The organism is Fibrobacter sp., assembly GCF_017545445.1.
In the GTDB taxonomy this organism is placed as follows: Bacteria; Fibrobacterota; Fibrobacteria; order Fibrobacterales; family Fibrobacteraceae; genus Fibrobacter.
Window position 1 is genome coordinate 1 of the sequence record NZ_JAFWOM010000153.1, and the last position, 13,428, is coordinate 13,428.

At 42.2% G+C, this 13,428-nt stretch carries 11 protein-coding genes and 1 pseudogene; 3 read left to right on the forward strand and 9 right to left on the reverse strand.

Going from position 1 to position 13,428, the window contains the following annotated elements; genetic code table 11:
• Positions 1-327: 327 nt before the first annotated feature.
• The 8 genes from IKG78_RS17900 to IKG78_RS17935 all read right to left on the reverse strand — a co-directional run bounded on the left by IKG78_RS17900 (position 328) and on the right by IKG78_RS17935 (position 10,675).
• Complete coding sequence (locus IKG78_RS17900; RefSeq protein ID WP_290946023.1) at positions 328-705, reverse strand: hypothetical protein; 378 nt, start codon at positions 703-705, stop codon at positions 328-330.
• A 187-nt stretch (positions 706-892) separates the two neighbouring features.
• On the reverse strand, positions 893-1,831 hold the full coding sequence (locus IKG78_RS17905; protein ID WP_290946025.1) for an ATP-binding protein: 939 nt from the start codon (positions 1,829-1,831) through the stop codon (positions 893-895).
• Positions 1,832-1,883: 52 nt separating this feature from the next.
• Complete coding sequence (locus IKG78_RS17910) at positions 1,884-2,255, reverse strand: ATP-binding protein (RefSeq protein WP_290946027.1); 372 nt, start codon at positions 2,253-2,255, stop codon at positions 1,884-1,886.
• 327 nt (positions 2,256-2,582) lie between these two features.
• On the reverse strand, positions 2,583-3,860 hold the full coding sequence (locus tag IKG78_RS17915) for a DUF4357 domain-containing protein (RefSeq protein ID WP_290946029.1): 1,278 nt from the start codon (positions 3,858-3,860) through the stop codon (positions 2,583-2,585).
• Positions 3,861-3,905: 45 nt separating this feature from the next.
• Positions 3,906-5,327, reverse strand: a complete 1,422-nt coding sequence (locus IKG78_RS17920; protein ID WP_290946031.1) for a restriction endonuclease PLD domain-containing protein — start codon at positions 5,325-5,327, stop codon at positions 3,906-3,908.
• 21 nt (positions 5,328-5,348) lie between these two features.
• The gene (locus tag IKG78_RS17925) at positions 5,349-5,882 is read right to left on the reverse strand and encodes a hypothetical protein (RefSeq protein WP_290946033.1); all 534 of its coding nucleotides are present in this window, start codon (positions 5,880-5,882) and stop codon (positions 5,349-5,351) included.
• A gap of 3 nt (positions 5,883-5,885) precedes the next feature.
• Positions 5,886-6,713, reverse strand: coding sequence for a hypothetical protein (locus IKG78_RS17930; protein WP_290946035.1), 828 nt, complete (start codon positions 6,711-6,713; stop codon positions 5,886-5,888).
• A gap of 29 nt (positions 6,714-6,742) precedes the next feature.
• Positions 6,743-10,675, reverse strand: coding sequence for an Eco57I restriction-modification methylase domain-containing protein (locus IKG78_RS17935; RefSeq protein ID WP_290946037.1), 3,933 nt, complete (start codon positions 10,673-10,675; stop codon positions 6,743-6,745).
• Between the two features lie 176 nt (positions 10,676-10,851).
• Here IKG78_RS17935 and IKG78_RS17940 point away from each other — a divergent pair.
• The 3 genes and pseudogenes from IKG78_RS17940 to IKG78_RS17950 all read left to right on the forward strand — a co-directional run.
• A pseudogene (locus IKG78_RS17940) lies at positions 10,852-11,418 on the forward strand (ORF6N domain-containing protein); the annotation flags it as partial.
• Positions 11,419-11,518: 100 nt separating this feature from the next.
• The gene (locus tag IKG78_RS17945; RefSeq protein ID WP_088641446.1) at positions 11,519-11,695 is read left to right on the forward strand and encodes a type II toxin-antitoxin system HicA family toxin; all 177 of its coding nucleotides are present in this window, start codon (positions 11,519-11,521) and stop codon (positions 11,693-11,695) included.
• Positions 11,696-11,703: 8 nt separating this feature from the next.
• Positions 11,704-12,123 (forward strand): type II toxin-antitoxin system HicB family antitoxin, encoded by a 420-nt coding sequence (locus tag IKG78_RS17950; protein ID WP_290946042.1) that lies wholly within the window; start codon positions 11,704-11,706, stop codon positions 12,121-12,123.
• 285 nt (positions 12,124-12,408) lie between these two features.
• Here IKG78_RS17950 and IKG78_RS17955 read toward each other — a convergent pair whose 3' ends face one another.
• Positions 12,409-13,314 (reverse strand): LysR family transcriptional regulator, encoded by a 906-nt coding sequence (locus tag IKG78_RS17955; protein ID WP_290946044.1) that lies wholly within the window; start codon positions 13,312-13,314, stop codon positions 12,409-12,411.
• Between the last annotated feature and the right edge of the window lie 114 nt (positions 13,315-13,428).

Here is a 13,428-nt window from a genome sequence, read left to right on the forward strand (position 1 = left end):
ACTATCTCGTCTGCAAATGTAGAAGGAGTTCCTGAAGACGTTCCATCCTGTGGAGCGTCTTCTGCATTTTGAAGATGAATACACACAGTGACAATTTCTTCGCAACTTGTGGAAGAATTACACAACAGATTTTTCATCTAAATCTTTGCTTTCAGTAGTTCAGAAATTCTGAACAGCAAATCATGTTGAGGTATAGAAAAAATTCATGATTCAAAAGTCTTTGACTTTCTTGCTGAACCTGTCGGAAATTCCGACAAGTTGAACATCCATCCAGTTTACCCTTTTCATAAATGTCCTTTATATGCTCAACAACATAGGTTTTAGACATTAGTACCAATAGTCGTCCTCATCATAATTCTCAATCCAAGTTTTGATTTGATTCGGTGAGACCTTGATAGGTTTCTTCAGTTCCCGATCCAATTCATCTGTCATAAACTTGAGATTTTCCTTGAAACTATCTTCACCATAATCTCCAGCTTCCAAATAATCTATGCATTTGGCGTAGATATATGCAGTACGCAGGACCTTGTACGCCTTTTTAAAAATGGCCAAAGATTCTTTCGAATAAGGTTTAAACCACTCGCTCTTTTGAGTCTGAACAAATTCAACCCATTCCTTACTTTTATGTTTCAAGTAAGTCCGCCGTACATAATCGGCCATACCCTCAATACGCGATTCATGATAGCGAAAAGTTCCACCAGACATTGCATTCTCCTTGATTGTATTTTACAAAGTGTTTTTTCATTCACCTTTAAAATACGTTCATCGCTATGCAAACACAAGAGGTCTCGTTGTTGCCGCGAAATGGGTAATATTTGAACTGTTCGGAAATACCGAACAGTTGATACATCAAACTACCGAGGATTCCTCGGCAACTGAATCAAGAACACACTTACACACTATCGTCGTTTTTTATTTCCCAATATCCCTTTGTATCACTACCTATTCGCTTAATGAATTTATCTCGCAAAAGCGCTATGTGGTTTTTCACTGTACGGGGAGAGATTTCCAACTTTTCGCTCAGTTCATCAATAGTCGCATATCGATTCTCCACAATCGCTAAATACGTTCTCTGGGCAATCTCTGGGCAATTTGGAGGCAATCTTACAACATTCTCTGGGCAATTTTCATCATTTCTCTGGGCAATTTCGCCATTCTCTGGGCAATTTTCACTTGTTCTCTGGGCAATTTCTTCCAATTTCAACACAGTCACTGTCCTTTCAAGCGATATTTTCTGCGTGTATTCTGGTTTAAGGCCAAACTCCTTTTCCCATACAGAAAAGACTCCTGGAATTCCGCTTCCAGCTCGTTCGCCGACATCTATCATAGAAAACATTTTGAGAATAGAGGCATTGCGCGGATCAGATGTTCCACCATTTATGGCGTCCCTTATGCTAATTCTGAATATTCCTGGATTTTCAAAAGAGAAGTGGTCTTTGTATTTTTTTACGACAACTCCAGCTCGACCATAATAATCCGCATTTGCCAGCGTGTTTAGAAGAATCTCTCGTATTGCCTTGTGAACGGGGGTGTCATCAACCCTATAAATTCCCTCAAGTTTGAAAGGCCTTTTTATATCTTCTGATAATTTGTTTATAGTCTTAAAGAAGAAATCAAACACATTTCCACTCCACTCACCCGAACTTGAAATGAACCGATCCGACCACCTAGTTGTTTCATCAAAATGTTCCTGGTAATCTAAAAAATAAAGCGGATATTCATAGACAATTTCCGACTCATACCCAAACATCAACAAACCGGCAGCTGTAGGATAAACCTTTCCATCATCTTGATTTATTTTTGCGGCTCCTATCTTTTTCAGAAATTCCATATCGGAAAGATTATTCCAAACGTGTCCATCATGAGACAAACGAAATCTTTGCCTATAATGGGCGATATATTCTGTCGGCTCTAGGAACTGTGATTGAAAGAATATGTTTTCCGTTTATTTCTTTTATTTCGACATTGCTGTTGCTCAGAATGTTAATATTCACAACATTTTTATTATTCACATTGTCCCAGAACAGTTTTTCCATGTGTTCTGGATTTTCGATACCTTCTATGGAAAATGTATGATCCCGGTTTTCCTTAACTCCAAGAAGAATAAGTCCTCCATCGGTATTTGCAAACGAGGAATAGGTTTCCCAAAGGCTATTCGGGAATCCGCCCTTCGCAAGCTTCGCTTCGAAGCAGTTTCCCTCCCTAAAGGAGTCTATGTTGAAGTCTTTTAATAAATCTCCCATTTTGTTCTTCATTATGAGAATACACCACAAACGCACAAACACACCGTAAAACGATGCATCATGTACACTTGTATTATGTATGGGATGATCTTGCGGTGTTGTTGGCGAGGGTTTTCCTCGGCATTACTTGGCGTCCACTTTCGCAAACGCACCCGAGCAGGTCGTGTTCCTGTCAGCTATCCAACAACATCAACAAGAAGGTTGATGGGCCCCATCGCGGATGCACGTACGGACCAATTGATCTATGCCGCAGTCACAGGGATTTTCGAAATACGGTTGTAATATAAATAAACAGGTTGGCAGCGTCAAGAGGAATGCTTTTTTGGGGACATCTCACTATTATTTTCCGAGGCTTTTCAATTCCTTCCGGTCCTTATTCTTCCAGAAGGTGAGGCCGTTTCGGGCGCCTCCGGCAACGAACGCAGCCGCCATCGACGGGGAATCGCATTCGATATCCTCGCGGAGCGTTCCATCAGCGCCAACAGAAGCGTTCTTCCGGACATTCAGCCAACCCGAACCACGGAAGTCATATTTCAGCGAAAGTTTGCTGCCGGCAAGAAGGACGAACTGCGAGCCAACACGCCGGGCTTTTGCGATAATCGCCCCGCCTTTCGCGAAGTGATACAACATATCATTATCGCCATTTTCAGGATGCGTCACCGCCGATGTCTTGCGAGATTTCTTTTTATGCTTTTTGGGTCTCGATGGTTGTTCCGCGTCGTCACTCTTTTTAAGCAGGGCGTTCCACTTTTCTTCGAGGAATTTTCCGTCGGCGGTTTTCCAGGTGACCCAGCCGTTTGTCGTTGTGCGCGACGGGCTGATTTGCTGAATGCAACGCAAGGCAGAAACGCTGGCCGAAGAAACAATTCCGTCCACCTCGATCCCGTCGGAACAGATTTTTCCTTCGAAATGCGTCTTGGGCTTGCCCTTCGGGCCATAATCGAAATGCACGACATCGCCCACGTTCAAAAGCCCCGCCTTCACAATCTCGTACAAAGCGTTGCTCTTGTCCGTCGTCTTCAAGGACTCCTTTTCCTGCGTCAATTCCAAATCCGGGAAATCGTAAAGCACCTCGCCCTTGCCGTTCATATATTTCTCGATATGCTGAATCTGCACTTCGACCTTCTGCATCGAAGCCCATTCCTCAAGGTCGCTCGGGGAATAGTCTATCGGCAAAGAGACAATCGGGTCCTTTTCCAAAATCTTCTGGACAAAACCGTGTACATGGATTAACTGGATTTTCAGGTCGGATTCAAGAAGCTTCGAGAACTCCTTCTGTTTTCCGATTTCTGCGATGCAAAGTTCCGCAATCTTGTTCTTCGTTTCGCGATTCATCACCGCGACAAGCTGCTTGCTGATTTGCGGAGCGATGTGTCCCCACGTTTCGTGGTCGCCGCGTTCCACCTCCAAGATGAACCACCGGTTTCCCTTGAAATCCACGATGATGCCATCGGGAACAGTCCCCTTGCCGCCAGAAGTGCGAATCAAACTTTTCGGTAGCAAGATGGAATAATCGCCGAAGAGAAGCATGAAGTTGTCAACGACAACCTTCTCGACCTCTTCTTCGGTCTTGAATTGAACCTTGGAATAGAAAGTGCCAGAGGGAGTGAAGAGCATGGGAAGTCCTTTGGTATGAAAATTAAAATGATTTAAACTCATACATTAATAAGGTAAATCATTCATTTTTTCCGTTAGTCTTTTCATTTTAAATTCACCAGAATTATTGTCAACAAACAAGCTAAAAAGCTTCCTACACAGCACATTTAAATCCTGCCTTTTTTCAACACCAGTGTAATTACACCTATCGCAAATATCACCCCATAAAGAATCTATAAATTCAGTTGTGGCAACAGGATCTTCAAAAATATTAGGCATAGGAGTTATACAAAAACAATTCTTTACATACAACTCTTTATTATTTTCATAATAAATTCTCTTTGACTTTATATGCTTTAACACTTTTTTTTGATAATAGCTAAATCTATTTTCTGACAAACCCGCCTGTGTAAAAGCTGTTCTTAAATTACTATTCGCCTCCTCAGACAAGCTCTTTTCATTGAGCTTTAGAGCCTCATAAATTTGGTTATACTTCTTTTCACGAGCCGTTTCATCTTCATCTTTCGAAAAAATTAAACTCGTAACAGCCTCATACCGTTCTTCAGGAACCCAATATCCAAAACATGTTTCTACAGAATTGGATCTAATTGAAATTCTTTTTGACTCGTTATTTATTAGTTCTTGTGATTCATCATCTTCTTCTGCCGATAATCCTAAAATTGCAGAAACATCCAATGACTTGCTGTTTTTTACAAAATTCTGTCCATTTGTGGTATTTTCAACTTGTTTATCTTTTGTTTCCTCTCTAAATTCATTGTCAGAAAATCCAAGAGAAAAATTTCGCCTACTCTGAAAAAATAAATAACCCGAAGAAATAAATTTTATTATGGATTTTGTATCTTCTGGACACCCAATCTCTTTTGATAAATCAAAATTTTTACCCCATTTCTTTTTTTTACTTATCAAATCCCTCAAGCTATACAAACTATCAGTATCATTTAAAATAGCATCTATATATTTCTCAATTGAATTTTTTGTTTCATCATCTAAGATTTCGGCTAGAATTTCCTCATTACAATTAAAGGCATTTGAACTTAAATTGGCACTTCCTACTAAACATTTTGCACCCCTCGCACTTTCTTTAAAACGTGAGCTTTTAGAAAAATAGATTTTTGAATGCAGTAATGAAAATTTTGTGTACAGATAAACATTTTGATGATTTCCTAGACACAATCCATTTTTCTCATCAAGAAGCATGTTTATTTGAGCTATCCAGTTTTCTTTTGATAGGCCCACCGCACTAATAACAATATCCGTTTGTCGGCTATTGCCCCTCAACGCCCTTAACATTTTATTCAAAGATTCTATTCCATAGTAGCAACTAACGATTTTAACAATCTCTTTCTCTTTCATTAAGGAAATGAGTTTTTCAAGAGAAAGCTGTTCTACATTTTCCAAATAATACGGAGAATCATCTTCGGCCTCATCACCCAATTGCTCTTTATTAAAATTTACACTATATAGCACAGCAAATTTCCTTAAACACCATTAAATAAAGAACCCTTTTTTTACAATCATTTTAAAAGAATTGCCCAATCCATAAGGATTCTTTTTGTCCTCGATGAAATCACCTATTTGATTATTACCACCCAATTGTACAATAATATTTGCAAAAGGAACTATTTCTATCCACCTTAATCGAATATACGGTTCAAACTTTTCAACTGTTATTGGATTAAGTAAAATATGTATTTCGTGATTTGCATCAAGTGATGTTGGCATCGGCAATCCCGTAACCTCTTCAAATAACATGATAAACTGTGCTTTCGAGGGACGAGTGTCAAAAATAGCATCCCATAGTTTTGTGATTGCATCATCATGGGTTTCTAATACAGAATAAACAGCCTCATTGAGTTTTGTTTGACCAGCTTCAGTGTGTTTCGCAACAAGAGCACTAGCAAGAGAACCAACAAGAGGAACACAAGGGGCAACACTATTAAATATTAAATGAGCCGTTTCTATGCTCTTAGCCCCCTCCAAGCTATTTACAATTTGTTGCAATTTTTCTTTTGTTTCGTCCATATTCTATTTTTCTCCTTTTTGATTCACGAGATAATTCGTAAGATCATTTATTTGCATTTTATCAATTTTCGTAGCGATAATAACATTTGAATGCTTATCATCCCACAAACACGCGATGCCAGCAACGACAGCATGCTTTTCAGGATTCCATTTAATGCCATTTTTACGACAATTCACATAATTTGTTTTCCATACCAATGAGCCACTTACTCCCGGAGGTGGGGGTAAAGCACTCCACGGAGCATCTGATGTACATATAGCATCTTTGGGATCATTTCTCAATGCAAAATGGTATTCAGGATTCACATTAGACAATCCTGTTGGCACATTTGTTTCTTGAGTCGAAAAATTTAATACTTTATTACAAAGATATCCAAAATGCATTTCAACGCCTTCTCCCGGAAACCCTGCAATGAAATATAATTCTTCAGGTTCACAATTGTAAACACCCTGCATTTTTCCAAAAGGAATGCATTTAGCCGCTGTTTTCACAGCTCTGCTATTCCAAATAGCAGTAATATCAGCAATCGAGACATCAACGGGATTTTCTATTGATGCAAACTCAGCATTTGTTGCATATATATCGCTACTTCCATAAAACTGATATCCATGACTTTTAGATTCTGAACCACTTAATTCACTAGACACATGTTCGTTAGTTATAATATACTTTCTATCATCTTTTTCAAAATACGAAGCACTGCCACAAGCTTCCCCTTCAGTCGCATTAATACTTTCTTGTCTTGTTACAGGAGTAATAAATGGTAGAACATACGCAGCCATCGTTCTTGTACATTTTTCAACTTCTTCATTTGATATCCCTAACGTCATTAGTATTCTTCCTTTTTATTAATAAGCGTTCACCTCTTCTCCACGGCTTCGATTTCTTCTGCATCGGTGATGCCGTAGAGTTGATAGACGAGAGTGTTGACTTGAGTTTCGAGGGTGGCGATTTGCTTTTGGGTTGCTTCGGTCGGCCCTTCGGCAGGCTCAGGGACCTGAGTTTTGTTGCTGTTCACCAATTCCTTTTTCAGGCGAATGATTTCATCGGCGAGGGTGGCGAGTTGTTGCAGGAGTTCCGTGTTGTTTAGGGGGATGCGGAGGTTTTCGAAGTAGGCTTTGCGGATTTCGCGACGGTCATCGCCCAATTCGGGGCAGTTGTGCCATATCCAGAGTTTGACAAGGTTCGAGTTAAAGATTGCAAGAAGGGCTTTCAGTAGGTTATAGCCACTGGGAGAGGAGATTCCCGCCTTCGCGGGAATGACATCGCTGATTGTTTCTGCATTGGATTGCTTCGCTTCGCTCGCAATGACGTTTTCCGTTCCCTTTGGCAAATTCTGGGTATTTTCCTTTTCAGTGATGATAAAAGCTTTGTTGTTACAATACATTCCTGAATCATCATAGATGAACGGCTGAAACTTGGTGATTTCAGGATACATGATTTTGGGTTTATCAAAGTCTTTATAATATGCTATTGCATCTTGTGTTTCAAACCATTTATTATTGGTCTTTTTTCGTGATTTGATTTTTTCTCCATTAACAATATATTCTCTTCCAGTTTGTTCTAAACGTTCAATTCCAAAACTCAATAAATGTTTTTTAATTGCAGGATAATTTTCAATATCTATTTTCATTGCAGGAATAGTGGTAATCATGTATTGATTGTCATTACATGTAAACCATGGTTCCAAATCCTTTCCACGCAAGAACGGTTTTATGAGTTCTGCACTTTTGGCATCTTCTGCAACTAATTGATTTCTAACATTTTCATCAATGAAGAAAGCATCATTAAACCCGGTTAAAACACCTCGATAAATTGAAACGGGCATATTTTTCAATGCAGTGCCTGATTCCATTTTCTGCAAAATAGATGTTTCCCATGCTTCCATCCATTTCCAAGGTTCCTTGCTAAATTTTTGCAGAGAAAGTTTATTTTTTACTTCTGTTTCAAATGCAGAACCTTTTTTTGAGGCAGTACACGTCAAAGTTTCTTTATTATATTTTGCTTTTTGTGCTATTAAAATTTGCGGGTCAACATTTGCATCGTCAAAAACTCGAACACCAGGAAAATCAATCAATAAAATCGGATTCGCAGATGTTGTAAGAAATTCTCGCAGTTGTTCACCATAATTGATTTTTAACCATTTGTCAGAAGCAATGAATCCCAAATAACCATTCGGCTTCATCAACTGAATTGCTCTTTCATAAAAAAGGCAATAAAGATCTGCGGACTTATTGTAGCAACTGTAATCGCGCTTGCTATAAACGTCGCTCATCTCGCCCATGCTCTGGAGCTGCACATACGGCGGGTTTCCAATAATTGCATCGAAGCCAACAAAGCGACCTTTTTCGTCCAAAACTTCTGGAAATTCGAACATCCATTCGAGCGAGTTGGAAAAATCGATGGTATTACCCGCAGAACCCTTGTATTCGTCAAACATTTCAATCTGCCCGTCTTCTACGATACGGCTTTTTAGACCCGCAATTTTCTGACGAAGTAATACCTTGGAATTTTGCGAGCCTCCAGTTTTATAATCATTTACACATTTACGATATTCAATAAGGGCGGTATTGAGGCTATCTTTTTTGCGGTCGTTCTTTTCTTCTGCACTTAAAAAGTCTGCGACTTTATGACCTGCATTTACAGGATACTGGCTCAGCAGCGAGTCGCCGACTTTGATATTGATGTCGATGTTAGGGAGCGTCTGAAGTTGCTTGTAGCCGCTTTCCTTGGTGTAGTAGGCGTTCTTCAGGAGTTCGATCCAAAGGCGTAAACGGCAGATGTTCACGCTGTTGGGGTTCAGGTCAACGCCGAAAAGGCAATTCTCAATGATGCGGCGTTTTTCGTTGAACAAAGCTTCTTGATACCGCTGGCTTTCTTCGTTGCCCGGCTTGTATTCAAACGGTTCGCCCTCGTCATCAACAACAGAAAGTTCGTCGTTATCAACTTTCAAAATCAGGTCGCGACGTTTGATGCGTTTGCCGTCTGCATCGCACAAAATGTTCAATTCCGATTTGATTGCAAGCAGGCGATTAAGGGCCGACACCAAGAAATGCCCAGAGCCCACGGCGACATCGGCAACGCGGATGTCATCAACAATTTCATTCGCTTCTGAAATATCTTCAATCTTATCCGAGACATCTTCCAAATCTTCGCATTTCCAGGACTTTTTCTCGTTGAACTTCTGCACTACCGTCCGTTCCAGCACATCGCGGGCCATGTAGTCGGTGATGAACCCAGGCGTAAAGAAACTGCCGTCTTTGTAGCCGTTGATTTTTTCGAAGATGAGTCCGAGAACCGACGCGTTGATGAGCGTCTTGCTCGTAGAGGTCACGCCGCCTTGGGCATCGCTTGCAAAGTTGTACGCATCGAGGAACTTGAAGATGTAATCCAGATTCGGGAGCGAGCCTTTTGCGCGTTTGCCGCGTTCGTCCTTCAAAACGGTCTTGTTGAAAATTTCCATCTGGGCATCGGGAATGCCGCGGATTTTCAGGTGCTTTTCGTCTTCGGTCGGTTCGAACAGCGAACTATTCAGGTAAGGGACATTCGGGTAACGCTTGAGCACGTCTTCGTCGCGGTCCTCGATTTTCTTGCCGAGCACCTTGAAAAAGAAAATATTCAGTTCGTCGAAGTTCGCTATTTTATCTGTACTCATAAACCGGTACGATGCATCGCCCTTTTGATACATGAGGATTTGCGATTCGACAAGTTTCAGGAACAGCAGACGGTTCACCCACGTAATGCAGAGACGGAGCGCCATCGCCTCGCATTCTTCCTTGTTCGGGAAATCATCTTCGAGCTGATAGATGGCACTTTCAAGGAGGCTCGCCTTGTCGCGATTTGCGGGCTTCTTGCGTTGAATGACTTTCTTGCCGCCCTTTTCTTCTTTCACTTCTTCGAGGCCGATGATGTGCAAGAGTTCCGCATAAAAGTTGCGGTCGAGACTGTTGCTGTCGTTTGCAAAAGGCTTCGCGAGGAGGGTTTCCGGGGAGAGGAATTTGTAAAGAGGGAGGAGCGGTGTGGAATGTGAAATGTGGGATGTGGAATGAGAATACGCATTGTCATTCTGGAAGCCCGTAGGGCTGATAGAATCCATGGACCCTATCGCCTTCGGCTCCAGGGTGACAGATGCTTTTTTTGATTCCTGAGAAGCAGAACGAACAACATCCGCAAGATTAAAACGCACAACATTTATATCACATGATTCCAAGAAGTCATCGATGGCAGGTTTTGCGATGTCATTGTAGAAGTCAGATGTCTTGTTGCCGCTCATCTGATTCGCCTTGAATTTTAGGAACTGATCGTATATCGGTTTTGACTTGTTCCCAAAATAGCGGATAAAGTCCTTAACGTCGAAGAAATACCATTCGTCAAAATTTGTGATGGCGAGCCACTTGATTTCGTGATTGCCCGAGTGCACGTATTCCAGCATAAAGTAATAGACGAGTTCCTGCAACGATTTTACGTTCGGATGCTCCGCCGAAAACATTTCTGCCGCATTCGTCGGCGACTTCGCTTCGATAATCACTGCCGGCTTTGCACTTGCCGTATTGCCGTTAAAAATCGCAAGGTCTATCGGGCGGTTGACCTGCACCGAATAATCGGGTTCAAAAATCTTGCGTAAAAAGTTCCAGATTTCGCCCTTGTGGTACTCTTCGTCCTGCGCAGTGTTCCGCTTGGTGTAAAGATTCTTGAGCGAAAGCTTGAAATTCTCCATCTTTTCGACGGGAACAGGCAACTTGAGAAACGCGGAATTGACGGACTTTTTAGGCGAAATTAATTTAATTGACATACAAGGGAAATATACCCTTTTTTGAAGACAAAAGATGGCAAAATCGGGGTTTATAGCGTATTTTCAGAGAAAATCGTGCGGGCCTATTGACAAACTGGATTTTTAAGTCTATATTTAGTGCACAAGTGTATAGTCTTTGGTATTTTTTTTTCGCTTGTATGCCAGAGGAGTTGATGATGAAGAACGATGTTGCGGCCAGTGCGGTCGAGGCCGTCGCGCCGAAAAAGCCCGAATTTTCCCTGATAGACGAGAACCTGCTCAAGTCGCGGATATATACCATCCGCGGAGTAAAGGTCATGCTTGATGCCGACTTGGCGGAAATATACGGGTATGAAACTCGAAAATTTAATGAACAGGTAAAAAATAATATCGGAAAATTTGATGAAGATTTTCGCTTTCAGCTGACTTCAGAAGAATTTGAAAACTTGAAGTCCAAAATTTGGACTTCAAACTGCGGAAATTCGTTGAATTTCGACAATTTTTATAAAAAAGGAAACTTGATGTCCAAAAATCGGATATCAAGTTGGGGTGGAACAAGAAAAATGCCCTACGCCTTTACGGAACAGGGCATCTACATGCTCATGACGGTTCTCAAGGGCGAACAGGCCATAGCCCAGAGCAAAGCCCTTATCCGTCTTTTCAAGCAGATGAAGGACTACATTGCGGCGGAGAATGCACCGGATGTTTCTGCGGGGATAGTCGCCTTGGCGACGCAAACGAGCCAAAACACAAGGGATATCGCCCACTGTTCGAGAATTTGTTGCAGGATGAAAAATGAGAGTGAAAGCCTAATTTTATAAATCTATATATTGACAAATAAACAAATATATTGTAATTTAAACAATGAAGTTTAAAGAAATCTGTGACTACGCAAAAAAAAGAGGCTGGGAACTAGGGCGAATCAACGGCGACCACCACATATTCGTAAAGCAAGGCAAACGCCCCGTTCCAATACAACGAAATAAACACGAGATAGAAGGAGTCTATCTCAAGCGCATCCTGAAACAGTTTGACCAGTAGAGGCAACCATGAATTACGCAGCGAAAATTGAGAAAGACAAAGACATGGGTTTCGTGGTTTCGTTCCCCGACCTGCCCAACGTGAACGCATTCGGCGACACGCAGGAGGAGGCTCTCAGGCAGGCGAAGGATGCACTCGACGGCGCAATGGAATGCGACCTAGATCTCGGCAACACGATGATCCTCCCCAAGACGATGCCCGATTCCGACAAGGAGCTTTACCCCGTCGAACTTTCCCCGCGAATCGAAATTGCGTACAAACTTTTCGAAGCGCGCAGGGGTCAAAAGAAAAGCGATGTGGCGCGGCGTGCAAACATCACCCCGCAGGCATACCAACGCTTCGAAACTCCGAAAGGTTCACCTTCCATCGAGACGCTCTACAAGCTGGCGCACGCCCTCGGCAAACAGCTCATAGTCGAGTTCGTGTAGGTATTTACGCGGTCATTTTTATGGGATTCTTTCGGGGACATCTCCCACTGTTCGAGAAGTTGTTGCAAGATGAAAAATAAGAGCGCGTAGCTCAATTTTCAACATGCCAATGCGAATTTCGGTCAATTGCCGTTTTTAGCGAAATTTCGGCAAATTCGCTAAAAACATCGTCAAATTCGTGGCATTTTTTAGAAAAAGATTGTCAAATTCGTGGCAAAATGAGACCGAAACATGATTATAGTTCATCAAGGAGGACTCGCACATTCCCCTCCCAAAACGCCTCCCCTACTTGCAATGACGCTTGAGCGCTGCGATGTACGCCTCGGCATATCGCGATTTCGTGACGCCTTTGCGCATCACGTAACCGACGGTCATTTTGTCATGGACATCGAGACGTTTTGCGATAATGTTCTTGCCGTTTAACTTGTGGCTGATGACACCGGAGCAAATCGTGTAGCCGTCAAGGCCAATGAGCAAGTTGAAAAGTGTAGCACGGTCACGCACTTTGATATTCCGCGGACAATCGAAGTCAATGGCGGTGAGCGGTTCTTCGGCAAAGTAAAACGAGTTGAAATCGCCCTGTTCGTATGTCAAGTACGGGAATGGCTTGAGGTCTGTGAGCGTGATTTTTTCCTTTTTCGCAAGTGGATTGCGCGACGACATGAACACGTGAAGCGGTGTTGCAAAAAGCGGTTCAAACACGAGATTGTTCTTTTGTATAAGCTTGCGGATGACCTTTTCGTTTTTGTCGCTGAGGTAGAGCACACCCATTTCGCTTTTCATTTTGGCGACATCGTCAATGATTTCATTGGTTTGCGTCTCGCGGAGCGTAAAATCGTAGCTTGGGCCACCGAATTTGCGGATGACATCGACAAAAGCATTCACGGCAAAAGAATAGTGCTGGCAACTGACGGAAAAAATTGTATTGCCGCCCTTGCCGCCTTTGTAACGGTCTTCTAAAAGCGTCGCCTGTTCCAGAACTTGTCTTGCATACGAAAGGAACTCGTCGCCTTCGTTTGTTATGGTCACGCCCTTATTGGAGCGGTTGAAAATCGTCACGCCCATTTCTTCTTCAAGTTCGTGGATGGCAGCAGTGAGGCTCGGCTGCGATATAAAGACTCGCTTGGACGCTTCGGTGATGTTTCGCGTGTCTGCAACGGCAATGGCGTATTTAAGTTGTTGTAGAGTCATTTACAGGTTTTAGGTGTTAGGTTATAGGTATTAGGAGATTTCTGCGTTGGTTCGGCTAATTCGACAGGCTCATCAACCGGCTCACCAACCTTACAAGGTCCCTGAGCTTGTCGA